Below are 25424 nucleotides of genomic sequence, written 5' to 3'. Positions count from 1 at the left end.
TGAATGCCGTCATGCGCACGCGCGGCATGCAAGTACGCAATTCCCGATTTGCATAGTTAAATTCGTCGTTTTGCCCGTATGGATTGCATGGCTACCATGCGACGCTTCAGCCATTCATGCGAACGCTAGATCATGTCCACTGTTGCTTTTCCCTCCACCGAAGCCGATCCGCAAACGTCTGCCGGCAACGCGGCGCGTCCCACCGTCATTCGCAATGCGCAGGACGTGTCACGCATCGTCAGCGCAGGCGCCGCGAAAGGCAGTAATGCGCGGATCGTGATTGCGATTGCACTGGGCGGTGTCTTTCTCGATGCTTACGATCTGACCTCGCTCGCTTACGGGATCAAGGACATCGCGCGCCAGTTTTCGTTGTCGCCGGTTCAGGTGGGATTCGTCTCGTCGGCCATCACGTTCGGCGCGATTCTCGGCGCGCTGTTCGGCGGGTATCTGACCGATCGCATCGGCCGTTATCGCGTGTTCATGGCCGACATGCTGTTCTTCGTGGTCGCGGCGATCGCGGCCGGCCTCGCGCCGAATGCGTGGGTGCTCGGCGGCGCGCGCTTTTTGATGGGCTTCGGCGTGGGGCTCGATTTGCCGGTGGCGATGGCGTTTCTCGCCGAGTTCTCGCGGGTGGCGGGCAAGGGCAACAAGGCGGCGAGCGTCGCTGCGTGGTGCCCCGCATGGTACGCGGCCACGAGCACCTGCTATCTGCTGATTCTCGGCTTGTACGCGATTTTGCCGGAGCATCAACTCGGCTGGCTATGGCGTTTGACGCTCGCATTCGGCGCGGTGCCGGCCATCGCGATCATTCTCGTGCGTAGCCGTTATATCAGCGAGTCGCCTGTTTGGACCGCGAATCAGGGCGATCTCGAAGAGGCCGCGCGCATCCTGAAGCGCTCTTACGGCATCGACACAGTAGTCGAACGAAGCGCGACGCCGCAGAAGGCGCCGCGCGCGGCATCGTGGCGCAACTACGGGGTTCTGTTCAACGCCACTTACCGTCGCCGCACGATTCTTGCCGCGGTGATCGGCAGTGCTTCGTCATTCGGCTATAACGCGATCATCTTCGGCTTGCCGGTGATCATCACGAGTTTCTTCCAGCAGGGGCCGCTCACGACGATCGTCGCGGCGCTCGCGCTGAATCTCGCATTTGCATTCGTGGGCGGGCTGATCGGCGTGCGCACCGCACCGACCGTCGGCGCGTGGAAAATGACTGTGCTCGGGCACGCGCTGCAATTCGCGTCGCTGATCGGACTCGCGCTGATCGGCAAACCGGGCAGCGGTGCGCTCGTGGTGGTCGCGATTCTTCTGCTCGGCGGCTATCTGTTCGGACAAGGTTTCGGACCCGGCTCGCATTCGATGACTTATGCATCGCTGAGCTATCCGACCTCGCTGCGGGGAATCGGCGTCGGTTTTAACCAGACGCTGGTGCGTTCGGCGTCGACGGTCTCGCTGTTTCTTTTTCCGGTGCTGGCTGCCGCGTTTGGCACGAAGGTCTTCTGGTTGATCGCCATCGCGCCGCTGACTTCGTTGCTCGTGCTGCTGGTGATCCGCTGGGAGCCGTCGGGCTACGACATCGACGCCGAAGACTACGCGGAGCCGGGCGGCGTCACGGCCGCGCGTTAGGTCATGGGCTGACGATGTCGCGCGACAGCGCAGTCTGCAGGTCCACCAACGGCATGGCAGTCACGGTGACGGCGACCGATTCCGATTCCGGCAGCATGCCCGTAAGTGCCGCAAGTCCGGTTACGCAGATTGCGATGACCGCGCATGCGCCGATCACGACGATTCCGTTTTTATAGGCCGCGTTCGTTCGGAACGAGTTTGCAAAGAGCCGCATCATGACTGTCTCCTGGTGATGCGGCTAACATTTGCAACTACTGTGCCGACAACGATGCGCTTATGCTCACCGCCCGCCGAGCCAGAGTGGGCGGGCATTCCATGGGAAGGGCGGGAGCGTAACGGCAAGTCGATGTTGGGTCCGCCCCGACAGGGCACGTCGTTTTACTCGTCCGATACCAACACTCAACAGGTCCAGCTTTCCATTCCGGCGCCACGTCGCGGCGCGCGTCGGTTGCGCTAGACTGGCGCGAATAAACGGAAGGGGACCTGGATGATACGCAAGACGCTCAATGCCTCGCAGCTTCAGCAGGAGGTCAGCCGGCGAATCCATCGGTTGCAGGAAATCGTCGAGGACGGCGTGAAGATTCGCGTGCCGCGGCCGCAATTGCAGGACCCCGACAAGACGGGCTGCAACTGGAACATGACTCACTTCGGCAATGCGGTCGGGTTCGAGCGCGACGTGGAAGCGGTCCTCAAGGCGGTGCGTGCGGAATACAATCTCAGTACTGAGGCGAAAAGCAGCGGCAATCCGTTTGAGGACTAAGCGCTTGCCTCGAATAGAAAAAGTACTGGCAACCGACACATGGACCTTTGGATTCAACCTTGCGCGCAATGCGCGGAACTGTACGGCAAACCGGCGGCTGAGCCTCCGCACCCGGACCTGACGCTCAACGGCGTCGGTTCAGTGGAAGAGGCGCGCCGCGAAGAGCACTACACGTGCAGCCGATGTCGCGCGGTCTTTGCGCGAATTCTTGCGGGGCCAGAGGCCCGGCAAATCTGGATGGTGCTGAACGCGGGTCAGCACTGAACGGCGCTTGGCTCGATCTTGCGCGCGCGGTACTGTTGCGGCCGCAGTCCGGCGCGAGCGGCAGGAACGCGCGTTGCGGCGCTGCATGCTTTCTTTATCCTGATCCGCTTTGCGTGCGGAGAAGACGAGGAGCCGCATGCCGCCATCGACGATTGCACATAAAAAGCCTGCTCACCGGATTGCACTTGCATTGCAAGGCGGCGGCGCATTTGGCGCATTCCAGGCCGGCGTGCTCGAAGCGTTGCACGATGCGGGTGTTGAAATCGACGCCTGCAGCGGGTCGTCGATTGGCGCCATCAATGCGGCGCTGTATTTCGGCAACGAGCCGTCGCGCAGGATAGAGCGGCTCAAAACCTTCTGGGATAGCGTGTCGGTGCCCGGCTCCGCGCTGCGCGAGCATGCGTTGCAACTATGGCCGCCGCGCGGCGCGCTCGAACATCGAACGGTGAGACGCATGCTCGCCGAAGCCGACCAAACGTACGCGCTGCAATTCGGGTTGCCGGGGTTCTTCGTGCGGCGCGTGGATATTCCGTGGGTCGCAGGCACAGGCAATCCGGGCGATGCGAGCGTATTCGACACACGACCACTCGTCCGCACGCTGTCGAACCTATGCGACTTCGAACTGCTCAATCGCAGCCCCGTCCAGGTCAGTGTGGTGGCTGCGAACGTGGCGACGGGCGCGGCACGCTACTTCGTCAATCACGACGACGGACTCAATGGCGCCATGATCATGGCGTCGGGCGCGCTGCCGCCGTGGTTTCCAGCCGTCGAAATAGACGGCGCCTGGTACTGGGATGGTTCGCTCGTGACCGGCGCGCCCGTGCGCCATCTGCTGGCGATCGCACCGCCTGGTGTGAGCACCACCATTTTGCGCGCCGACTTATGGAGTTGCGACGGCCCGCTTGCGGACAATCTCGTCGATGTGGACATTCGCCTCAAGAACATCCAGCACGCAAGCAGAGCGGCGTTCTTCAACGAAACGCGTGAGGAATCACAGCGTTTGAAGTCTTTGCTTGCGTACGCGCTCGAGTGCATCGACGGCGAAAAGCGGCAGAGCGACCCGCAACTGATCAATGCAGCGGCGCTTGCGCAGCCGGACAATGTACGCATCGTGCCGGTGGATTACGAGCGCTCGCAATGTGAAGCGCATTTCAAGGACTCGCAGTTCGGCAAGACCGCCATCGACGAGCACTGGAACAATGGGCGACGAGTGGCCGAAGCGGCGCTCTCGCAGATGGAAAGTGCCTGAATTGCCTAGCGCGGTCTTCAGGCATGCGCCATGCGCTACGTGTCCAACCAGGCCACTACTGCGCATACCGTCGTGGAAAACCATCCCTTCAGCCTCACGGATTGGCACCGCTTCCTTTTCGGGAACACCTCATCGCTGTTCCTGCTTGAAGTACTTCTGCGAACCGGCGTGACCTATGTACTGCTCGTCATCGCAATGCGTCTGCTCGGGCGCCGCGTGGCGGCTCAATACACATTGTTCGAGATTTCGATTGTGGTCACACTCGCGGCGGCCATCGGCGTGCCGTTGCAGGCGTCGAACCGGGGGATGCTGCCGCCGCTGGTGATTGCACTCGTCGCAATCGTATTGCAGCGTCTCATTGCCCGGCTCGGCACCACACACCGGCGGCTCGAAACGCTTATTTCAACCGACGTCACGCTGCTCGTCAGCGAAGGCCGGCTCGAAATGGACGAGTTGGCGCGTGCCGCGATGCCGCGCGAAAAAGTATTCGAAGCAATGCGGATCAAGGGCTGGCAACACCTTGGACAGATTAGCCGGCTCTATATGGAGCCCTCCGGTTCTTTCTCGTTCATTCCCGCCAGACCGTCGAAGCCGGGCCTTTCCGTGCTGCCGGCAATCGACAAGGAACTGCAGGAAGAAGGCCACTTGCCAGGCTGGTCGGCATGTCGTCATTGCGGCAACACGATTGAAAAGGAACACACAGACAATTCGCGATGCGAGAACTGCGGCTCGACTGAATGGACATGTGCAGTCAGGGAAGTGGAGGTCTGATGCAGCTCGTTCAGCGAATCCTGATTGGCGACGGACCTTGGGCGTTCTTATTGGAAGTGGTGGTTCGCGCGGCGATTGTCTATGTGCTGCTGTTAGTGGCAATGCGCATGATGGGCAAGCGTGTTGCCGCGCAGTTGAGCATTACTGAACTCGCGGTGATTCTCATGCTGGGCGCCGCGATTGGCGTTCCTATTCAGGTTTCTTCGCAAGGCATTTTGCCGGCGGCTATCGTGCTGTTTACCGTCGTCGCGCTTCAGCGCATGAGTTCGAGAGCCGGCCAGCGGTGGCGCAAATTTCAGGTAGCGCAGGAAGGCGACGTGACCATGCTCGTAAAGGACGGCAGAATTCTTCTCGACGAACTCAAGACCAGCGAGGTGTCCCGCGAAATGCTCGCGTCGGAACTTCGTGCTGCAAACGTCGCGCATCTGGGACAGTTGCGCCGCGTTTATCTGGAGTCGTCCGGTTCTATTAGCCTCGTGTGGAGAAAGCACGAACGCCCCGGCTTGACGGTTCGGCCGGACATGGAGTGCTCGCTTCTCGATGCGATCGGCGCCGACGGCTACTTTGCGTGCTGGAGCTGCGGCGCGACCGTCGATACCGAGAACCGGCCGACCGAGCCGTGCTCCGCATGTCGTTCGATGCGATGGGAATCGGCGGTGCAATTGCCGCAGAAGCCGAAAGTCGAAGAGAAGACAGAATGAAACCTTTGAAAAGAACTACAAAGCCACTATAAAAACAGCCACCAGGCGACTCATGACTCGTCGCGAATCTCGCCAGGTCCCTTGCCGGTCCAGCGCTTCAATGCTCTGCGGAAGTTGGCCGTGTCGCTAAAGCCGACCAGCATCGCGACATCGTCGGTGCTGAGCTTGGTCGTTTTAAGGTACTCGGTGGCGAGCGAGCCGCGGACGTCATCGACAATCGCGACGAACGACGTGCCTTCCGATTCGAGTCGGCGCCTCAACGTTCGGCTCGTCATTTTGAGTGCTTCGGCCACGGTTTCCATGCTGGGAAATACACCGGGCTTGCGCATTAAAAGCTGATACACCTCGCCGGATGCACCCGATGATGTTTTCGCTTGCCCGATCAGTCTGTCGCAGGTCTCCTGCAAGAGTGCTGCCGAATGACGATGTGCAAGGTGCGGCTTAACTTCGAGTATGGCACTGTCGTAGATCAACTGGCATTCGTCGGCGTCGAACTCGCACGGGCAACCCAGGTACTCGCGGTATATCGCGGCATGCTCGGGCGCGGGATAAGAGAAGCGCGCAAGTACCGGCGGGCAGCTTCTTCCCGCGACGTCCTGAAGATGCGTGACGTGCTGCGTGTACTGCTGTTCGAGAAGAAACTGCTGGACGTCGTGCGGCAAATTCGAAGAAAAGGCGTCAGGAAAAGTCCACACCGAAGTATCGGGGTTTTCGGTCCACTCGATCGTGATAGTCGGCGTGGCGAGCCGATGGTACTTGACGCCTAGCCGGAAGTAGTCGCGCAACGAAAGGCACGACATCAGCGCATAGCCGTACATGCCATAGGCGGCGAGATGAAGACGTGCTCCCGTTTTGAAAGGAGTACTTGGGTCGGATGAAAGACTGACGGCATTTCTGCATACCATCGCGTATTGCCGCACCGAGGTCATGACCGACGCGTCGTAGATCTGGTCGGGCTCGACGCCGCTTCCCTTGAGGCTCTGTTCGGGGGCAATGCCTTGCTCCGCGAGTACTTCCACCAGCGCCGCGATCTTGTACGGCGCGTAGATGCGCTCGTTCAACAGCGGAAATTTCGCCGACACCGTGCCTCCCGTGGATGTCCTCGTGGGACATCAGCTTGTCCGAAATTGACCTTACATACTGAATCGTATCTCACTACTATCAATGGGACAAGAGACGGGTCCGCATTGCAGTTGTGCGACTCGCAAAGCTGTTGGAGACAAGCATGCAAATCCACCATCCCCGTGATCTCGCGCCTTTGGCGCTCGTGGCAATCGGCCTGACGCGCGTCATTGCGTCAGAGGCCGCATTCGCCCCGGCTTCCGAGCACTCTGCATCAGCCGCAACACGATAGGTATTGAAATGGGAAATTCGACCAGTAAAGTCATCATTACGTGCGCAGTGACAGGCTCGGCGCATGTACCGTCGATGTCGGAATATCTGCCGCTCACGCCCGATGACATCAAGACTCAAGCACTCGAGGCCGCCGAGGCCGGCGCGGCGATTCTTCATCTGCATGCACGCAATCCGCAAGACGGACGGCCAACGCCTGCGCCCGAAGTGTTCCGCCAGTTCGTGCCCGCGATTGCCGCGCAGACCGACGCGGTCATCAACATCTCCACTGGCGGCAGCACGCGCATGACGCTCGACGAGCGTTTGGCCTACGCACGCGTCGCCAAACCCGAGATGTGCTCGCTGAACATGGGCTCGATGAACTTCTCGCTGCATCCGGTCGCGGCCAGAATATCTTCCTGGCGATTCGATTGGGAGAAGGAATACGTCGAAGGCATGGAGGACATGATCTTCCGGAACACGTTCCGCGATATCAGGAACATCCTCACCGAGTTTCATGACTACGGCACGCGTTTCGAATTCGAATGCTACGACGTCGGGCACTTGTATAACCTCGCGTACTTCATCGACATCGGGCTCATCAAGCCGCCGTTCTTTATTCAATCCGTGTTCGGCATTCTCGGCGGCATCGGTCCTGATCCAGAGAACCTTGCATTGATGCGTTCGACTGCCGACCGTCTATTCGGACGTGAAAACTATCAGTTTTCTATTCTTGGCGCCGGCCGTCATCAAATGTCGCTCGTGACGATGGGCGCCATCATGGGCGGCAACGTTCGCGTCGGTCTCGAAGACAGCGTCTACTTGTCGCGTGGCGTGAAAGCACATTCGAATGCCGAGCAGGTCCGCAAGATTCGCAGAATTCTCGAAGAGCTTTCTTTCGAAATCGCGACGCCGGCCGATGCCCGCGCGATGCTCGGATTGAAAGGGCGCGAAAGCGTCTCGCATTAAGCATTGAGCATCAAGCAGATGGCATTGCGCGCAAAAGGCTCGCAAGCCGAAGTACTTTTTATCCTGCAGCGCCGGTTGGCAATCGCCCGGCGCGCAACACAAGAAAAAACAGGCAGGACAATTTCCGGAGACATCATGACTGCAGCTACTGTTGACCCCCGCCTCGGCGACACGCACTGGCGAGCGACTCGCAAGGCGATGGCGAGGCTCCTTCCGTTAATGTGCGCGATCTACTTCATGTCGTTTATCGACCGCACGAATGTTGCGCTGGCCAAGAGCGCACTCGCGGCCGATCTCGGCATTAGTGCGGCGGCCTACGGGCTGGGTGCCGGCATCTTCTTTATCGGTTATGCGCTTCTCGAAGTGCCCAGTAATCTGGCGGCGCACCGCGTCGGTCCGCGGGCCTGGATTGCGCGTATTGCCGTCACCTGGGGAGCGTTATCCACGGCGATGATGTTTGTGCAAGGCGAGCTGTCCTTCTACGTTCTGCGGGTATTGCTTGGGGTCGCGGAAGCAGGGCTTTTTCCGGCCTTGATGTACATGGTGACGCTGTGGTTCGCGCCTAAAGACCGGGCGGTCGCCGTGGGCTGGATTTATACCGCTCCTTCCATTGCGCTCATTATCGGCAATCCGCTCGGTGCGGGGCTGATGCAACTGGGCGGAATCGGCGGTCTGCACGGATGGCAGTGGATGTTTCTGCTGGAAGGTCTGCCCACCATCGTGGTCGGCATCATCCTCTTTTTCAAGCTGCCGAACCGGCCCAGCGAGGTGAAGTGGCTAACGCCAGAAGAAGCGCAGGCGCTCGAGGATAACGCGGTCATCGACACGCACGGTCACGCCGAACTGACGTCGGCGCACTGGATCGCCGCACTGAAGCGTCCGACCACGGTACTCATTGCACTGATTTACTTTCTGAATCAGGTAGCGTTCGTGGGCCTGTACTTTTTCACTCCGTCGATTGTCGGACAGATGCATGTTAAGTCGCCGCTTCTCGTCGGCTTACTGTCGAGTAGTGTCGGCATTGGCTTTCTGCTCGGCGTGCTCACACTGCCGCGCATTCACCGCCGGATAAGCAATGACTGCGGCTTCCTGGGTGTGCTGACTGCGGGCGTGGTTATCACCGCGTGCGCATTTATCGCGACGAAAAATCAGGCGGCACAAATCACGCTGCTTGGCATCACCGGCTTTTTCGCGGGCGGCATTCTGCCTTCGTATTGGGCCGTGGCGATGAAGCGATTGCAAGGCGTGCAGGCTGCGGCCGGACTTGCTTTCATCAATACGATCGGCTTGTTGGGCGGCTTTGTCGGACCTTATCTTTTCGGGCTCGCCGAGACGATAACCGGCAGAAGCGACTCGGGCTTTAACGTCGTGGTGGTCGCATCGGTGCTCGGCCTGTGTCTCGTGCCGCTCCTTGCGAAAGCCATCCGGGCTGCGGATCGTCCGATCCCGGCGACGGCCAATGGCGCGCAACTCAACACATCCAAAAGCTGAATGCCGGCATCGCCATGAAAGCGTATAAGCCCGGAAACAGCTTTATTCCCTATTCGATTTTATTTTGTCGGTGCGACACATGAATACTTTCGAGCTTCTCAAACCGAGGCCCGGTCTGCGCGTACTTATTTCCGGCGCAGCCGCGGGAATTGGAGCAGCCATTGCCGATGCATTTGTTCAAGCAGACGCACAGGTCTATATCTGTGATGTCGATGCGTCGGCGGTAGAAAAAGCCGAAGAGAGGAACCCAAAGCTCTACACCGGCGTCGCGGATGTGGCAAATCGCGAGCAGGTCGACCAGATTATCGACGACGCGCGCGCGAGGCTCGGCGGACTCGACGTTCTGATCAACAATGCGGGCATCGCGGGTCCGACGGGCGACGTCGAATCCATTCAACCGCACGACTGGGAACGAACCATTTCGACGAATCTCAACAGCCAGTACTACTTCCTGCATAAGGCCGTACCGCTGCTGAAAGAGACATCGGATTGCCCGGCGATCATTGCAATGTCGTCGGTGGCGGGGCGGCTCGGGTACGCGTTTCGCACGCCATACGCCGCGACCAAATGGGCGATTGTCGGACTGGTGAAGTCGCTGGCAATCGAGCTTGGGCCCGAGAACATTCGCGTGAACGCCATTTTGCCAGGCGTCGTGCAAGGCGAGCGAATGGACAGGGTGATCGCCGCGCGAGCCGAGTCGACGGGCGTGTCGTTCGACGAAATGAAAGAGCAGTACCTGAAAAAGATCTCACTGCGCCGAATGGTGACCGTCGACGACATTGCCGCGATGGCGCTATTCCTCGCATCGCCGGCGGGCTACAACATCACCGGGCAAGCCATCAGCGTGGATGGCAACGTCGAATATCTTTGACGGCATACCGACATCAAAACAACTCACTACCCAGGGACGCAGATCCAATGAGACTCAACGGTAAGGTTGCAATCGTCACAGGCGCGGGCCAGGGAATCGGCGCGGCGACGGCACTCAAATTCGCACGCGAGGGCGCGAGCGTCGCGGTATGCGACGTGAATGCCAATGCGGTGACATCGGTGGTCGGCGCGTGCCGTGAGGCGGGCGCGCAAGCGGTGGGCTTCACCGTCAACGTGGCCGATCGTGAGGCCGTTCGGGATATGGCGGCCAGCGTGCAGGAGCGCTTCAAGCGCATCGACGTGCTGGTGAATAACGCGGGTATTACGCGTGATGCGCGCCTGCAAAACATGACGGTCGAGCAATTCGAAGACGTCATGGATGTCAACCTGCGCGGCGTTTTTCACGCCACTCAAGCCGTGCTCGACTGCATGATCGGCCAGCAGGCCGGCGTGATTCTCAATGCGAGTTCGGTCGTCGGAATCTACGGCAATTACGGGCAGACGAACTACGCGGCGTCCAAGTTCGGCGTCATCGGATTCACGAAAACATGGAGCCGTGAACTCGGCCCTAAAGGCATCCGCGTGAACGCTGTCGCGCCGGGCTTTATCGACACGCCGATTCTGGCGACCGTACCCGGCGAAGTACTCGAGAAGATGAGAAACCAGGTCCCGTTGCGGCGCCTGGGCAAGCCCGAAGAAATCGCCAACATCTACGCCTTTCTCGCGAGCGACGAAGCGAGTTATATCAACGGCGCTGTTATCGAAGCGTCTGGCGGCATGACGCTGTAGCGGCACAACGTGCAAGCAGCGCGCGGCATTTGCGTTGCGAAAAAGTCGGTCATAACGGAGACATCATGATTCGAGTTCACCTTCGCAATTTGAAAGTCGCGCGCGCCGTCGCGCTCCCTGCCGCGCTCGTTGCCGCGCTTTTGATTACATCGGCGATTCCCGCATCCGGCATAGCTGCGACTCTGCCCGCCGGTCACGTGGCCGCGTGCGAGCGATTGCAAGGCTTTATCGTGCCGGCTTCGGAAATAGGCTTGCCGACCTCGGGAGCGGCCGTCACCGCCGCAAAGCCAGTCGCAGCGAGCGGAAGCGGAGCAACCGCTCTAGCGGAATACTGCGAGGTCACCGGCAAGATCTCGCCACTCGACCGATCCGCGCCCGACATTCAATTCAAGGTCGCGTTGCCCGCGCAATGGAACGACAAAGTCGTGATGTTCGGCGGCGGTGGTTTTGACGGCACGATTCCGAATGTGGCGGGCAACGTGCCCAATGGCCCGGTCGACCAAACCGTACCGCTTGGCCGCGGCTATGCGACGTTCGCAAGCGACTCGGGCCATCAGGCGAACGCGCTCGCCTCGCAAGATGGACGTTTTGGCCTGAACGACGAGGCGGTCAGGAATTTCGGCGGCGACGCATTAAAGAAAACGCACGACGCAGCGCTCGCGATCATCAAGGCCCGCTATGCGCATTTGCCACGCAAGGCCTATTTCGCAGGCGGCTCGACGGGCGGGCGCGAAGCTGTCACGGCGATCCAGCGCTGGCCGTCGGATTGGGACGGTGCGATTGCATGGTATCCGGCATGGGACGACGCAGCGGCGCTACTCGGCGGTCAACGCATGAACCGCGCACTGGCGAAACCGGGCGCTTATCTTTCCGTCGGCAAACGGCAGGCACTGTACGACGCGGCGATTGAGGCATGCGACGCGCTCGACGGCGTCGCCGACGGCCTGATCAGCGATCAGCAGCAATGCAACGCGCGATTCGATCCGTCTATTGCCACGCTCAACGGTGCTCCGTTGCGCTGCGCGAAAGGCGTGGACACCGGCGACAATTGCCTGTCGGACGCACAAATCGAAGCGTTGAAAACAATCAATACGTCCACCCACTTTCGCTTCCGGCTCGCGAGCGGCGAGACTCAATATCCTGGCTACAACGTATGGGGCGCCGACCTCGGCATCGTCACGCGCAGTTCTCCCGTCGAGCCTGTGGTTACGTTCCTCGCGTTCGGTACATCACAGCCGGCCAATCCGATGCCTTTGACGGCACCGTATATCAGCGTGCTGACCGATCAGTGGATCAAGTACTCGGTCACGCGCGACCCGAACTTCAATTCGCTATCGGTCGATCCGGAGCAACCGGGCGTATGGGCGAACCGTATCAGCGAACTCAGTTCGCAACTCGACGCAAGCACCGACATTGCTGCGTTCAAGGAACGTGGCGGGAAGCTGCTGCTCGTTCATGGATTATCCGATGTACTGGTCAGCACGCGTGCAACGGAGCAATATTATCGGCGGCTGCAAGCGCAATTCGGCGTTCGCCAGGTCGAGTCGTTCGTGCGCTTCTATGAGATTCCGGGGATGGGCCACGCGGCAAGCAGTACGTTTAACGCCACTTGGGATTCGCTGTCGGCGCTTCAGCAATGGGTCGAAAGAGGCAAGGCTCCGGTCGAGCAAGTGACTACCGACACCGCCGGCGTTCCCGGTCGCACGCGGCCGCTATGCGATTATCCGAAATGGCCGCGTTATCAGGGCGGCGACGTGAATCAGGCTGCTTCTTTCGAGTGTGTTGTGCAGTGAGCGAACGAACCGTGCAGGGGCCGCGGTGCGTGTGCACGCGGTCGACGGATTCGGAGTCGGCACAAAACGCAGGCATCAAGGCACAAAACGCTGAGAGTTCCTGTTAGTTAAGAGCACAATTTATGGCCTATGCTGCATTGGCCACGCCCTGAAAACAGAGGCAAAGGCCCCGGCAGAGTGGCATGCCATTCCGCTTGTATAAAAGAGGGGAAAGTATGTCACGCGATATGTTCTCCATGCGCCCGCCGCGCGCCTCGGGCAACCTGCCCGCCGTCCCCGTCTCTATCTCTATCCCGGTCTCTGTCTTCGCGTTGTTCATCGGCATGTCGTGCGCGGCCCCGGTGCTTGCGCAAGGCACCTTGCCGCAAGGCGGAGCCTATGTGAGCGGCAGCGGTTCGATTGCCAGCGCCGGCAATACGCTGACCGTCACGCAACCGGGTTCGACGCGAGGCGTCGTCAACTGGAACAGCTTTTCGATCGGCGGCAACAACACGGTCGTCTTCAACAACGGTTCCGGTGCGACGCTAAACCGTGTGACAGGCGGATCGCCATCGTCGATTCTCGGCAAGCTCAACGCGACCGGCAGCGTCTATCTGATCAATCCGCAAGGCGTCGTGGTCGGGGCGCAAGGCGTGGTCACGACGGGCGGCCGCTTCGTTGCTTCGACACTCGACACCGACAACGCGTCGTTCATGAACGGCGGAGCGCTGACGTTCTCCGGGCAGTCGGATCAGCGTGTGGTCAACCTCGGCCACATCGGCTCGACGAACGGCGATGTGCTGCTCATCGCCGCGAAGGAAGTCGACAACTATGGCACGATCAGCGCGCCGCAGGGCACGGCTGAAATCGCTGTGGGCAGCAAGGTGCTGCTGCAGGATTCGTCGAGCGGGCAGCAGATGTTCGTGCAGACCGCAAGCGGCGGCGCGATCGTCAATACCGGCGCAATCGAAGCCGCGCAGGTGAACCTGCAAGCCGTGGACGGCAACATCTATGCGCTCGCCGGCCACAACGATGCAGTGCGCGCAACCGGCACCGCGACGCGCGACGGACATGTGTGGCTGGTGGCGGGCACCGCGGGCCAGGTGATTCTCGCGGGCAACGTCGGCGCGCAGCGCGCCGACGGAACCGGCGGCATCGTCGATACCACGACGGGACTGCTGACCTTCTGGGGCGATCTCGCGAAAGTCACCGCAGGGCAATGGAACGTTACGCTGCCCGCATACACGTTCGATGACGGCGCGTCGCGCGCCTTTGCCCGCAGCCTCAGCGCGGGCACGTCGATCAACATGACGACGACAGGCGCGGCGGGCCAGAGCGGCGATATCGACGTCGCGCAGAGCATTCAATGGACCGGCGGCGCATCGCTCGCGCTCAACGCGGCGCATAGTGTTTCGATCGCCTCGGGCGCGACGCTCGGCAACCAGGGCAGCGGCGCACTCACGCTGCGTGCGGACGCGGGCGGCATCGACAACGGCGGCAGCGTCGCCAATAACGGCATGATCGACTGGTCCTCGAGTACCGGCACCGTCAACGCGCTTTACGACATGACCGGCAGCTATACGCCCGGCGTCGTGCTGAGCAATAGCGCCTGGCGCGCGCCCGAGTACAGCGGCCTGCTCACGCAGGCCACCGGCTATAAGCTCGTCAATTCGGCGCAGGATCTGCAGAACATAGCCAACGACATGGCCGGCAACTACGCGCTAGGCAAGGACATCGACGCAAACGGCTATGCGTTCAAGACGCTCGGCTTCGCGGACCATACGTCGTTTTCCGGGCAGTTCGACGGCATGTGGCACACGGTGTTGAACATCTCGCCCGACTCGGATGCGGTGTTCAGCGATATCGCCGCAAACGCCGTGGTGCGCGACGTGAACATCAACGCGAACTCGCATATCTACGCGCCGTCGTTCAGGTCCATCGGGATTCTGGCCGGCAGTAACCACGGCCTGATCGTCAATACGTTCACCTCCGGCGGAATCTCGGCGCCGACCAATGGTGCAGGCGCGTCGATCGGCGGACTGGTCGGCGATAACTTGGGAACCATCGCGCGTTCGGGCAGCAGTGCCGATGTCGTCGCCGATTCGGGTGGCGGCGGCCTCGTGTTCAACAACACAGGAACCATCACGCAGTCGTATGCGACCGGCAATGTGTCGGCCAACGAGTCGCGCGGCTCGTCCGGAGGACTCGTGAATATCAACAGCGGCACGGTCACGGAGTCGTTCGCAACCGGCAAGGTCTCGGCGTACAGCTTGCGCCAGGTAGGCGGCGTCTGCGCCTATTGCTCGGGGCTTGGCAGCAACGTGTACTGGAACGCCGAGACGACGGGCGTGGCGACGAGCGGCGGTAATCTGCCGCCCTCGAACGGACTGACGACCGCGCAGATGAGCGATCCGGCGAGCTTCGCCGGTTGGGACTTCGGCAGCAACGGCGCGTGGACGATGCCTGCGGGCGCAACGCATCCTGTGCTGCGCTGGCAGGTCGAACAACACTAGCGAACGGTGCGCTAGAACCGATACAACACCGAAGCCATGCCGTTCAGATCGAGACGCCGCTCGGTGATCGGACTGCCGGCGGCCGACTTTTGCAGACGCCCGACGACAGCCGCGACGTTGGCCGACCAGTGCGCGTCGAATTTATAAAGCGCGTTGACGTTGAAGTGCACGTCGCGCAAGCCCGAATGCGTCGCATATTGAGGCAGGCCCGACGCGGCGCTTTCCTGCGCATTCACGCCGAAGAAGGTCTGCGTGTATGTCGCGTTCGCCCATGTCACGCCAGGCCCTGCGGACAGCAGCAGTTTGCCGAGCGGCGCCGATACGAAGAGGTCCGCCATCGCGGTCAGGCCTTGCCCGGTTCCGGCGATGTCCCTGTAGACCGCCGCCGAGCCCGTGAAAGCCCACCACGTATAGTCTGCAAAAAGCCGCAGCTTCGGTCCGACGTGCACATCGGGCAAGCCTTTGAGCCGCGCATCGTCGGAGCTCTTTCGCGACTGGAAATCGAAACTCAGCGAGGCCCCGGCATGATAGTTCTCGCCCGCGAGCGCATTGACGCCCAGCACATCCGGACCTTGGGAGAACACACGGTCCTTCCATGAAATGTCCTGAACGGGAAACGGCAGCACCTGGATCTGCGAAGAGCCTGGGTACTTTGGAAACACATACAAGCCCGGCCCGACCGATATTTTCCAGTCGCTTGCTGCTTGCTGTTCGTCGGCGTGAGCCGCGCCGGCACAAGTTGCCACTGCAAAGCCGCACACTGCCGCCTTGAGCACGAATGTGCGCTTCATGCTTTCCTCGCCACAGTCGCCAGTTGCCGCAGGCGGCGTGCAAGCGCGCGAGAAACCACGGGCGCCGGGTTATGGCTCGACACGGTGGCGGCCACGCTTTCGCGCAGGAAGAGTGCGCATTCGCGCGCCACGACTTCGCGTTCGTTGTCGGACGTGATCATGTGATAGGAGTCGTCGAGCCAGATGGTTCGCAAGAATGACGCGCCGATGGTGGTCCCGACGAATCGCGCGTTATGCGGGCTCGAGGTTTCGTCGTCGATGGCGTGAATAATCAGGCAATCGGTGCCGATGCCCTTGAGCTTCTTCTTTACCGAGCCCGCCAGGCGGCCGGCCTCGTGCAGCGCCGGCAAGCCGATGAACGCCGGTCCGACTTCGCTGATGTCGTTCTTCTGCATCGCGCGCGCGATCTTCGAGCGCAACGCCTCGTTGCGCAGCCCGTAGGGTTCCTGCTCACGATAGCGATAACGCGAGCGCAGCGGCGTGTAATACACGTAGTCGAGCAAAAAGCGATACCAGGGAATCGCCCAGCCGTCGTAGTTGAGCGTGATCGACAGCAGCAGCAACGCGCGGGCAGCGGGCCGCTCGTGCGCAACCGCGGCCGCGAGCGTCGCGCCCATCGAAAGACCGCAGATCGAGACGTGCCGATGCCGTGCGGCGAGCCGGTCGAACTCCGCGACGGCTGCGCTGATCCATTGCTCCATCGGCTGATGTCCGGTGCCTGCGCTGTAGCCGGGCAATTCCGGCGTATGCGTGGCAAAGCCTTCGTCGGCAAGCAGCCGGGCGAGAAAGCGCAACTCGAGCGGCGAGCTCGACAGACCATGCAGCAGCAGGACCGCGTGATCGCTGCCGTCGATGCCTGAAAATGGCGTGGCGTTCATGTCAGTCATCCGCGCGCAAAACCAGGAATTCACCGGACGACGTGGTGAAGCGATCGCACACGCATTCGACCGGCCGCCAGTCGTCGCGGGCGCCGGAGAGAAAACGCATACGGTGATGGCCCGGCGTCAGATGGACGCGCACGTGTGCGAGATCCTCCTCGTGCACCTGCGTATGCTTCGCGCAATAGGCGATGCCCGCGTGCAACGATGCGTCGTCGACGAGGGCATTGGGTGTTGCCGTGGCGGCCGCGGCCACGAAGCTGCCAGGCGGCAAGCTGTTGGCCGGATCGAGCGCCTTGATGAGAATCAGCGAGCGGTTGTACTGCGCGATATGACGCAGCATGCGGTGCATTTCATCGGTAGCCCGGCGGGCAAGCAGCCGCTCGTTGTCATGGCGCAGCAGCATTTCGTAGCGCGACTGCGCGACGGCCGCAAGCAGTTCGGCGCGATACTGCGCGCGCCGCAAACGTTCAACGAGGCTGATGATGAGAATCGTGAGCAGAGGGTACGAGATCAGCAGATGCAGATCCGACGCGTCGATCACGTCGATGTGGCCATACGGCGGCACGAAAAGATAATCGGCAAGGCAAAGCCCGAGCAGCATCACGCATAACGCGGGCGCGAGGCCGCAGTAGTACTCGACGAGCACCGCGGCGATCAGAAAAGCAGTGCCGGGCATGAACGGCCCGAGCAGCGGATGCAGGATCGCTCTGATGATCGCGGCGGCACCGAGTGCCGCGGCTGCGGCGATCCACCTGTTCCGGCCCCGCGGCGCCCACCGTCTTGAATTTATGACTTCCATGCACCCGACGCAAACTTAAGAACCTTTCACCTCGTTAACGGCAATAGGGGAGAAAGATTTAGCCGATAAGTCGTTCGGTGAACCAAACTTTGAGCGCGGCGGCCGAACGAGCCGCCAAAGTTTAATCCAGTGCCGATGGTTGCGCGAGTTTTAAGACGTGGGGCGTGGTGTCGCGGCGCGATGCAATGCGCAAGCGCCCGCGCGGTGCGGACAGTCGTTCGCGGGCTAAGGTCATTGCTTCGGCGCTAAAACAAGCCGAAGTCGTCGTTGCTATCGGGAATCGCGGCAAGGAGATCGCGAACCGCGCGCCAGCCGATCAGCCCCGCCAGCGCCAACGCGACGGCGAGCAGGCGGCTCGTATTCACGCGTCGCTTGCTCGTTGCATGCCGTAGAACACAGGTCGACATATCGATCCTCCCGTCAGGCGCTAAGCGCTGCGTCGCGCGGCACGATTGCCGCTAACGCCTGCGTCAGCGTCGTCGGACCGAAACGCCGTTCGCCGACGCCGACTTGCACGTCGATGCGGCCGGCGTTATGCGCGTCGTAGAGATCGACGATCAGGCGCGCGTGTCCGTCGCCGAGACCGGCTCCGGCGAGCATCGCGGCCCATTGCTCGCGCGGCACCGCGTGGGCGGTGACTGCGCGGCCGGCCACATCGGCAATCGTGCGCGCGACGTCGATCACGCTCACCCGCTGTTCGCTTTCGATGCTCACCACGCGCGGCGAATGCCGTGGCGGCTTGCCGTCCATCAGCAGTTGAGCCGCCAGCGCGCCGACATCCTGCGCGGCCACGGTAGGAAAGCGCTTGTCCAGCGGATGATGCAGGCTCGGCAGCACGCCCTTCGCCAACGCGACCGGCAGCACGCGCGCCCAGTTGTGCATATGTTCGGCGGCGCGCAGAAACGTCAGGCGAGTGTCGAGCGTGCCGAGCCGCGTCTCCAGGTAGTGGAACAGCGTGGTGATGCCCGTCCCGCTCGCGTGCTCGGCGCCGTAATCCGAAAGCGCGAGCACATGTTGCGGCGGATTCGCGCGCAACGCGTCGACACTGGCGTCGATCATGCGGTGCATCGCGCTCGCCGGATCGTCGTGATCGCGCGGCACCGGACACAGCATCTGCACCGCGTGCGCGCCGTCGATGGCGCGAGCCACGGACGCAGGATCGTGCAGATCGGCGATCGCCACCTCACAACCCAGCTCGATGAGCGGCGCGGCCTGCGCGGCGTTGTGGACCACGGCACGCACGTCGCAGCCCGCGCGCCGCAACGCAGCCGCGCTTGCGTTGCCCACCTTGCCGCCTGCTCCAAAAATCACGAACACGTAAGGCTCCTTATTGGATCGTCATGGCCCGATCATAAGGACGCGTGCCGCAAAAAACGCGCATGCGCGGATGCAAATGAACAGCTTCGGATGGTCGTTTGACGATAGCCGCACACCGAGCGAAGCCGCGAAAAACCCGGCACAATGCCCGCAGATCGACTGCCATCCGCGAGACAAACGATGAACGCCGTCATACCTGTCCCGACTCAGATTCCGCCCGCGCACAGCGGCTCCCGCATCGCGCTGCGCTCGAGCAAAACGCTCGGCTGGCAAGGCTTCGGCGCGGAGCTGGTCAACGTGTCGGCGGGTTTGCACCGGATACCGGCGCTCAAGCATCATCGGGTCGGCGTGCATGTGGGCGGGCCGGTCAGAGCGCATTGTCTTTGCAACGAGAAGCCGCACTCGCGCATTCAGGCGCACGGCGACGCCGACGTGATTCCCGCGGGACTTGACGGCCAATGGAGCGACGAATCGGCCTGCACGATTTTCAGCGTCTGGATCGGCGAGGAGTTCGCGCGCAAGACAGCGGAGCAACTGGCAGTCAAGGCAAGCGACGCGCAGATTCGCCCGCAATTCCAGATGCGCGATGCGCGCTTCCAGCATCTCGCGTGGGCGTTGCGCGCCGAACTGGAAGCCGACGACGCGTCCGATCCGCTATACGCCGAAAGCCTGTGCACGGCGATGGTGGTGCGGCTGATCGGCGGGGCGCCGTCGCTCGACGGCAAGGAGCGCACGCTCGCTCCGAGAACAGCGGCGCGCGTGACGGACTTCATCGAAGCGCATCTCGACCGCCGTCTCACGCTGAGCGAACTCGCGGCGCAGGCGGATCTGAGCGTGCCGCATTTCAAGGTGCTGTTTCGCGCGACGCTCGGCGTGCCGGTGCATCAGTACGTGGTGCAGCGGCGCGTCGAACGCGCGCGAACGATGCTGCTGCAAGGCCGGCTCTCCGCGAGCCAGATTGCACTGGAGGCCGGCTTCTCGCACCAGAGCCACATGGCGCACTGGATTGGGCGGCTGCTCGGCGTGACGCCGCGCGAACTGGTGAAGTCGGCCGCGCGCTGACGTGCGCGGTGGTTCACCAGCGCAGGCGCATCAATCCGTCTGCGTCGCGCCGGTCAATTGCGCGTACACGTCATGCGAGAGCTGCAGCAACTGCTTGCGGTCGATGCCGCCTGACACCGCATAGCCGAAGTCGCCGTCGACCCAGTAGAACACGTTGACGGGTCCGTCCTGGTACAGCTTGAACGCCGTGGTGTTCGCATTCACCTGGCGGCGCGAGATGCACAGCGTCACCCGTTCGCCCTTCGGTCCGCGATACATGAACTGGGCCATCTGGCCGTCCGGGCCGGGCAGCAGGCGCCCGCCGGAGAGCGAGAAGCCTTGCTTCGCGAGCATCGGCGGATGGACGTTGGTGCCGAGACGGTTCGCGAGCCACTGCACGAAATCCTGCTCGTGATCGGCGCTCATGTCGGTAGGGCGGTCGACCTCCGGCATATACACGACGTGCGCAACCGCGGCCTGGCGGGCGAAGACCTCGGCTCGGTCCGCGCTCACCGGGCGCGTATTGGAAGAACCCGTCGACGAACCCACGGAGAAGCCCGCCACCGACTGCATCGCGTCCTGCCCCATATGCGTGCCGACGCCGATGCCGACGCCCATCACCAGCGCCGCCGCCATCCCCGCGAATTGCGGCCAGTTGGCGGCGATGCGCGAGCGGCGCGAATGCGGCGGCGCGGCCGGCTGCAAGCGCTTCGGCACGGGTTCGTTCAACACGCGGTCGTAGCGATCGTGGAACAGGCTGTTCAGCGAAAAATAATCGCTGATGCGCGCAGCCAGTTCGGGATTCTGTTCGAGCGCGCGCTCGACGTCGGCGCGCCGTTCGTCGGACAGCGTGCCGTCCACGTAAGCATGCAGCTCTTCTTCAGTGATCGGGGTATGTTGGTCGCTCATCGCACCACCTGTAATTTCGCACCGGGCTGGCTGCCCGCCATCAATGCACGAAGCCGTTCGCGTCCGCGCGAAAGCCGCGACATGACCGTGCCGATGGGCACGTTAAGCGCGAGCGCGACGTCGGCATAGCTCATTTCCTCGAGGCCGACGAGCAGCACCACTTCGCGCTGGTCGACCGGCAGACGCTGCAACGCGTAGTCGAGATCGCGCATTTCCAGCGAGCGCGTCTGAGGCGCCGGCACGGCGAACTCGGCTTCGTGGACGCTTTCGTCGTCGACCGCCACATGGACCGCGCGCGACGATGCCTTGCGGGCCTGATTGGCGAACACGTTGTGCATGATCGTGAAGAGCCACGCACGCAGGTCGGTGCCGGGCTGGAACATGCCGGTGCGGCCGAGCGCGCGTTCCAGCGTGTCCTGCACCAGATCGTCCGCGAGGTCGCGATTGTTGATCAGCGCCCGCGCGTAGCGCCGCAGGCGCGGCACGTGTTCCATCAACTCGTCACGGACATCCATTCTTGATCCCGGTCATGGGGCCTCTCGTGGGCAGGAAGCGCGGCGCTGCGTCGGAGCGTCGCTCGTGTTGTAGGGCAGTTGTAGGGCGAACACGCGTGAGCGGATTCTATTCCCGTCGATGCGGCGAGTCATCGCGCGTGTACGACTGCGTGGGCGCTCATGGCATCGTCATGACGTCGGCGGCGCGCATCAGGCCGTGCGTGCGCGCGTCGCCCGCGACCACGAAGCGTTGCCGCTGCGCGGTCCACGTCAACAGACGCACATCGCCGATGCGGCGCGCGGACCACTGCGGCTGCGCAGGCGCGAGCAGGGCGAGCGTCGACAGCAGGATCACCGGCTGGTTGTCGCCGTTTAGGTAGACGAATGCGGTGGCGCGCTGCAACAGGCCGAGCGACAGCACGCGCTCATCGACGAGCCGCAGCCCGATTGCCTCGAGGTCGGGCGCGGACGGCTCCCGGCGAGTCGGCGATGCCGCCGGATAAGGAGCGGCCACCGTTTCCGCCAGCGCCATCACGGCGGCATTGTTGAGCGCCTGCTGCGTCACCTGAGTCGCCGCAAACCAGCCGCTCACCGCCGCACACGCGATGACGACGGCGACCAGCGCTCTGACCGCCTTGCGCACACGCGGCTTGCCGGCAACGTTGCGCCAGCGGCCGCGCGCGCCGCGCCGGGCTTTGAACGCCGTGGACGCGGGTTCGTCGGCGGTCTGAAACGAGCGCTGAATCTGCTCGTTCAGCGAGCCGTAAAAGGCGACGCGGCGGGCTTCCGCCGGATCGCGGCCCAGATAGTCGCGCAAAAACGCGGCGCGCGCCGGCGACAGCGTGCCGTCGGCGTAGGCCTGAACGTCGGCTTCGGAAAGCGGTGAATCGGCGGGGGCGTCGGTCGGTTTCATGATGCAAGTTCTCCGGCCGGGGTTCGGCTGTTGAGGTGCAAACACGGTTGTACGCCGGTTTATTCCGCTCGCGCGGCGTCTTTCAGAAGTTCTTTTACCGCGTGAGCGAGGCGTCGTCCAGACCCGGGCAAACCGGTTCGCGGCGCGCTTTATTCCGTCGCGCGGAAATGTTTTTTACTTGCGCCGCGCCCAGGAATAAAAGCCGGCAAAGCGTGGTTCTCCCTGATGCAAACCCGCACACAACTCACCGGAGTTCATCATGAAGAAGATCGCTTTCGCCGCATTGTCCGTCGTCGTCCTTGCCGCATCGTCGAATGTTTTCGCGGAAGGAAAAACGCGCGCCCAGGTCTACCAGGAACTGATCGAGGCACAACAGAACGGCCTCGACTACGTGACCGACGCATCGTACCCGGATGTCAGCCCCGTGTTCGCGCATCAGGTCGAGCAGCACAAGCTGGCGCTCGCCGCCGAAGCGGCGGCAAGCCGCATGGCAAGCGAAAGCGCGTCGACGGACAGCATGAATTGAACCGCGGCGCGCGCCGAGGAGCGGCGCGGCTCGTGAACAAACGCCTGGCTACGCGCGCACGCGTTCGCCGCGCGGGTCGTACGGCGCCTTCAGGTGAAGCGTGGCCGGCAGCGATTCGCCGGCCACGTCGATTGCGTAGGCGCCGCTCGTCAGATACGCGGCGTCGGCTGCGCCATCGGGATTGTTCACGTAGCCCATCGCCACCGGGCAGCCGAGCGTGTGGCCGAACGCCGCCGAGCTCACGAAGCCGACTGGCTTGCCGTCGCGGAGAATCGCTTCGCCGCCCCATAGCATGCGATCCGCGGCGCCGTCCGCGCTCAGCACGACCATGCGGCGGCGCAGCGGCTCGTCGCGCAGTTTCAGCAGGGCGTCGCGGCCGCGGAACGGAATGTCCTTGTCGAGCTTGCACGCGAACGCGAGGCCGGCTTCGAACGGATTCGTGTCCGGCGTGAGTTCGCGGCCCCATGCGCGGTAGCCTTTTTCGATCCGCAGCGAATCGATCGCGTAGTAGCCTGCATTCACGAGGCCAAACGCTTTGCCCGCTTCGCGCAACGCCTCGTACACGCCGACGGCGAATTCGACCGGCACGTACAGTTCCCAGCCCAGTTCGCCGACGTAGGTGAGGCGCGTTGCGCGCACCGTCGCATAGCCGATGTCGACCTCGCGGCTTTGGCCGAACGCGAACGCTTCGTTGCGCCAGTCCGCTTTCGATACGCTTTGCAGCAGTTCGCGCGAGCGCGGGCCCATCACGGCGAGCACCGCATATTGGCTGGTGACGTCGACGAGCACGCAATGTTTGTCGCGCGGAATCGCTCTCTCGATCATGTCGAAGTCGCGCGTGGTTTGCGCGGTGCCGGTGACGAGCAGGTACTGGTCCGCGGCGATGCGCGTGAGCGTGAAGTCCGATTCGTAATTGCCGCGTTCGTTGAGCATGCCGGTATAGACGGCCGTGCCGGGCGGTACGTCGACGTCGTTCGTGACGAGGCTTTGCAGCACGCTTTGCGCGTCGCGTCCTTTGACCAGGAATTTCGAAAACGACGTCATGTCGAAAAGCGCCACGCCTTCGCGGCAGGCGCGGTGTTCGGCGCCGCTCGCACGCAGCCAGTCCGGCTGGCCGAAGGTGTAGTCGACGCGTGCTTCGCCGGGCGTCGGCGCGAAAAAGTTGGCGCGCTCCCAACCCATCTTGCTGCCGAAGCACGCGCCGTCCTCGCGCAGCAGCGCGTACAGCGGCGAGCGGCGCAGCGGCCGCGCGCTGTCCAGTTCGCGATTCGGCCACGGCATCGCGTAGTGCAGGCCGAGCGTCTCCTTCACGCGATCGTGCAGCCACGCGTCGTTGCCGTTAAAGCGCGCGAAGCGGCGAATATCGACGGGCCACAAATCCATGGTCGGCTCGCCCGCGACGATCCATTCGGCCAACGCCATGCCCGCGCCGCCCGCCGAAGCGATGCCCATCGAGTTAAAGCCCGCGCCGACGAAAAAGCGCCGTAATTCAGGTGCTTCGCCGAGCATGAAGTTGTTGTCGGGCGTGAACGATTCGGGTCCGTTATAGAACTGGCGGACCTGTGCGGTTTCGAGCGCGGGCACGCGTTGCAGCGCGTTAGTCATCAGGATTTCGAACTGATTCCAGTCGTCGGGTAGAAGCTGGAATTCGAAGTTCTCGGGAATGCCGTTCATGCCCCACGGTTTGGCGTCGGGCTCGAAACCGCCCATCACGAGGCCGCCCACTTCCTCCTTGAAATAGATGAAGCCGTCGGGATCGCGCATGACCGGCAGATCCGGGTGCACGCCTTCGATGCGATCCGTGACGATGTAGTAGTGCTCGGCCGAGTGCAGCGGCACGGTGACGCCGCACAGTCGGCCTACGGCTTTGGCCCACTGGCCCGCGCAATTCACGACGATGTCCGCGCTAATCGAGCCTTCGTGGCCGTCCTTGTTGCGCCAGGCGACGCCGGTTGCTTCGCGAGAGCCGTGCGCGTCGCGCGTGTGGATCGCCGTGACGCGGGTGTTTTCGACGATGCGCGCGCCGCGCATGCGAGCGCCGCGGGCGAGCGCCTGCGTGAGATCGGTTGGGTTGGCCTTGCCGTCGCCCGGCAGCCAGACGGCGCCGAGCAGGTCGTCGGTGCGCATGACCGGCCATAGGTCGCCGGCTTCGCGCGCGCCGACCACCTCGCAGGCGACGCCGTACGCGCGGGCCACGGCGGCGGTGCGCTTTAGTTGCGTCATCCGCTCGGCCGTGCGGGCCACCGACAGCGAGCCGCATTGCTTCCAGCCGGTGGCAAGACCGGTGTCCGCTTCGAGTTCGGCGTAAAGCGCGGTCGAATAGCGGATCAGCTTCGTCATGCTTTCCTGCGCGCGCAACTGGCCGACGAGGCCGGCCGCGTGCCACGTCGTTCCGCAAGAGAGCTGGCCTTGTTCGAGCAGGATGACGTCGGTCCAGCCGAGCCTGGTCAGGTGGTAGGCGACCGAGCAGCCGATAATGCCGCCGCCGATGATGACGACGCGGGTTTGTTGGGGGAGGGGTGTGGACATGTGTGGTTATTGGTGGCGTTGGTGTGCGTAGATTGCCGTATAAGTGCACGGAATGCAACGTGAGAGGTGAGGCTGTGTGGTGGTTGGTGGTGTCATGTGGTGGACGTATTTTGGCGG

24 protein-coding genes are annotated in these 25424 nt (G+C 62.6%); 14 read left to right on the top strand and 10 right to left on the bottom strand.

Annotated features, from left to right (window positions below):
* The first annotated feature begins 132 nt into the window (after positions 1-132).
* The gene (locus C8K18_RS14385; protein ID WP_107707870.1) at positions 133-1626 is read left to right on the top strand and encodes an MFS transporter; all 1494 of its coding nucleotides are present in this window, start codon (positions 133-135) and stop codon (positions 1624-1626) included.
* A gap of 1 nt (position 1627) precedes the next feature.
* On the opposite strand, the gene C8K18_RS14380 is transcribed toward C8K18_RS14385, so the two are convergent.
* The gene (locus tag C8K18_RS14380; RefSeq protein ID WP_107707869.1) at positions 1628-1843 is read right to left on the bottom strand and encodes a hypothetical protein; all 216 of its coding nucleotides are present in this window, start codon (positions 1841-1843) and stop codon (positions 1628-1630) included.
* 270 nt (positions 1844-2113) lie between these two features.
* Here C8K18_RS14380 and C8K18_RS14375 point away from each other — a divergent pair, with 270 nt between their 5' ends.
* The 5 genes from C8K18_RS14375 to C8K18_RS14355 all read left to right on the top strand — a co-directional run bounded on the left by C8K18_RS14375 (position 2114) and on the right by C8K18_RS14355 (position 5371).
* A complete protein-coding gene (locus C8K18_RS14375; protein ID WP_029968999.1) occupies positions 2114-2386 on the top strand; it encodes a hypothetical protein in 273 nt (90 codons plus the stop codon).
* 39 nt (positions 2387-2425) lie between these two features.
* On the top strand, positions 2426-2650 hold the full coding sequence (locus C8K18_RS14370; protein WP_107707868.1) for a hypothetical protein: 225 nt from the start codon (positions 2426-2428) through the stop codon (positions 2648-2650).
* Positions 2651-2786: 136 nt separating this feature from the next.
* Positions 2787-3899: a patatin-like phospholipase family protein gene (locus C8K18_RS14365; RefSeq protein ID WP_107707867.1), complete on the top strand. Its 1113-nt coding sequence runs from the start codon at positions 2787-2789 to the stop codon at positions 3897-3899.
* A 30-nt stretch (positions 3900-3929) separates the two neighbouring features.
* Positions 3930-4670, top strand: coding sequence for a YetF domain-containing protein (locus tag C8K18_RS14360; RefSeq protein ID WP_107707866.1), 741 nt, complete (start codon positions 3930-3932; stop codon positions 4668-4670).
* Positions 4670-5371: a DUF421 domain-containing protein gene (locus C8K18_RS14355; RefSeq protein ID WP_165919856.1), complete on the top strand. Its 702-nt coding sequence runs from the start codon at positions 4670-4672 to the stop codon at positions 5369-5371. The genes C8K18_RS14360 and C8K18_RS14355 overlap by 1 nt, the downstream gene beginning before the upstream one ends.
* A gap of 50 nt (positions 5372-5421) precedes the next feature.
* Here the strand turns inward: C8K18_RS14355 and C8K18_RS14350 are convergent, their stop codons facing one another.
* Positions 5422-6453: an AraC family transcriptional regulator gene (locus tag C8K18_RS14350; RefSeq protein WP_107707864.1), complete on the bottom strand. Its 1032-nt coding sequence runs from the start codon at positions 6451-6453 to the stop codon at positions 5422-5424.
* A 280-nt stretch (positions 6454-6733) separates the two neighbouring features.
* On the opposite strand from C8K18_RS14350, the gene C8K18_RS14345 reads away from it, so the two are divergent.
* The 6 genes from C8K18_RS14345 (at position 6734) to C8K18_RS14320 (ending at position 15107) form a co-directional block, all read left to right on the top strand.
* Positions 6734-7672, top strand: a complete 939-nt coding sequence (locus tag C8K18_RS14345; RefSeq protein ID WP_107707863.1) for a 3-keto-5-aminohexanoate cleavage protein — start codon at positions 6734-6736, stop codon at positions 7670-7672.
* Between the two features lie 135 nt (positions 7673-7807).
* Positions 7808-9163 (top strand): MFS transporter, encoded by a 1356-nt coding sequence (locus C8K18_RS14340; RefSeq protein WP_107707862.1) that lies wholly within the window; start codon positions 7808-7810, stop codon positions 9161-9163.
* A 79-nt stretch (positions 9164-9242) separates the two neighbouring features.
* A complete protein-coding gene (locus C8K18_RS14335; protein WP_107707861.1) occupies positions 9243-10034 on the top strand; it encodes an SDR family oxidoreductase in 792 nt (263 codons plus the stop codon).
* A gap of 47 nt (positions 10035-10081) precedes the next feature.
* Positions 10082-10822, top strand: a complete 741-nt coding sequence (locus C8K18_RS14330; RefSeq protein ID WP_107707860.1) for a beta-ketoacyl-ACP reductase — start codon at positions 10082-10084, stop codon at positions 10820-10822.
* A gap of 65 nt (positions 10823-10887) precedes the next feature.
* On the top strand, positions 10888-12615 hold the full coding sequence (locus C8K18_RS14325; RefSeq protein ID WP_107707859.1) for a tannase/feruloyl esterase family alpha/beta hydrolase: 1728 nt from the start codon (positions 10888-10890) through the stop codon (positions 12613-12615).
* A gap of 215 nt (positions 12616-12830) precedes the next feature.
* Entirely contained in the window at positions 12831-15107 is a 2277-nt protein-coding gene (locus tag C8K18_RS14320) for a filamentous hemagglutinin N-terminal domain-containing protein (RefSeq protein WP_107707858.1), read from the top strand.
* Between the two features lie 11 nt (positions 15108-15118).
* Here C8K18_RS14320 and C8K18_RS14315 read toward each other — a convergent pair whose 3' ends face one another.
* The 4 genes from C8K18_RS14315 to C8K18_RS14300 all read right to left on the bottom strand — a co-directional run bounded on the left by C8K18_RS14315 (position 15119) and on the right by C8K18_RS14300 (position 18895).
* Complete coding sequence (locus C8K18_RS14315) at positions 15119-15898, bottom strand: MipA/OmpV family protein (protein WP_107707857.1); 780 nt, start codon at positions 15896-15898, stop codon at positions 15119-15121.
* Positions 15895-16776: a carboxylesterase gene (locus C8K18_RS14310; RefSeq protein ID WP_107707856.1), complete on the bottom strand. Its 882-nt coding sequence runs from the start codon at positions 16774-16776 to the stop codon at positions 15895-15897. Before C8K18_RS14310 ends, C8K18_RS14315 begins: the two co-directional genes overlap by 4 nt.
* 1 nt (position 16777) lies before the next feature.
* Complete coding sequence (locus C8K18_RS14305) at positions 16778-17578, bottom strand: DUF4118 domain-containing protein (protein WP_107707855.1); 801 nt, start codon at positions 17576-17578, stop codon at positions 16778-16780.
* A gap of 420 nt (positions 17579-17998) precedes the next feature.
* The gene (locus C8K18_RS14300; RefSeq protein ID WP_107707854.1) at positions 17999-18895 is read right to left on the bottom strand and encodes an NAD(P)H-binding protein; all 897 of its coding nucleotides are present in this window, start codon (positions 18893-18895) and stop codon (positions 17999-18001) included.
* Between the two features lie 180 nt (positions 18896-19075).
* Here C8K18_RS14300 and C8K18_RS14295 point away from each other — a divergent pair, with 180 nt between their 5' ends.
* Positions 19076-19957: an AraC family transcriptional regulator gene (locus C8K18_RS14295; protein ID WP_006050323.1), complete on the top strand. Its 882-nt coding sequence runs from the start codon at positions 19076-19078 to the stop codon at positions 19955-19957.
* A gap of 30 nt (positions 19958-19987) precedes the next feature.
* On the opposite strand, the gene C8K18_RS14290 is transcribed toward C8K18_RS14295, so the two are convergent.
* The 3 genes from C8K18_RS14290 to C8K18_RS14280 all read right to left on the bottom strand — a co-directional run bounded on the left by C8K18_RS14290 (position 19988) and on the right by C8K18_RS14280 (position 22252).
* On the bottom strand, positions 19988-20845 hold the full coding sequence (locus C8K18_RS14290; RefSeq protein WP_006050322.1) for an anti-sigma factor: 858 nt from the start codon (positions 20843-20845) through the stop codon (positions 19988-19990).
* Complete coding sequence (locus C8K18_RS14285) at positions 20842-21360, bottom strand: sigma-70 family RNA polymerase sigma factor (protein ID WP_006050321.1); 519 nt, start codon at positions 21358-21360, stop codon at positions 20842-20844. Before C8K18_RS14285 ends, C8K18_RS14290 begins: the two co-directional genes overlap by 4 nt.
* Positions 21361-21517: 157 nt before the next feature.
* A complete protein-coding gene (locus C8K18_RS14280) occupies positions 21518-22252 on the bottom strand; it encodes an anti-sigma factor (protein ID WP_029969024.1) in 735 nt (244 codons plus the stop codon).
* 259 nt (positions 22253-22511) lie between these two features.
* Between C8K18_RS14280 and C8K18_RS14275 the strand changes: the two genes are divergently transcribed.
* The gene (locus C8K18_RS14275) at positions 22512-22778 is read left to right on the top strand and encodes a DUF4148 domain-containing protein (protein WP_006050319.1); all 267 of its coding nucleotides are present in this window, start codon (positions 22512-22514) and stop codon (positions 22776-22778) included.
* A 48-nt stretch (positions 22779-22826) separates the two neighbouring features.
* Here the strand turns inward: C8K18_RS14275 and C8K18_RS14270 are convergent, their stop codons facing one another.
* Positions 22827-25307, bottom strand: coding sequence for an FAD-dependent oxidoreductase (locus C8K18_RS14270; RefSeq protein WP_107707853.1), 2481 nt, complete (start codon positions 25305-25307; stop codon positions 22827-22829).
* Between the last annotated feature and the right edge of the window lie 117 nt (positions 25308-25424).

The sequence above is a fragment of the Paraburkholderia sp. GV068 genome (genome assembly GCF_003058125.1).
Classification (GTDB): Bacteria; Pseudomonadota; Gammaproteobacteria; order Burkholderiales; family Burkholderiaceae; genus Paraburkholderia; species Paraburkholderia graminis.
The sequence above is the reverse complement of the archived record's forward strand: the minus strand, read 5'-3'. Positions and strand labels throughout refer to the sequence as shown.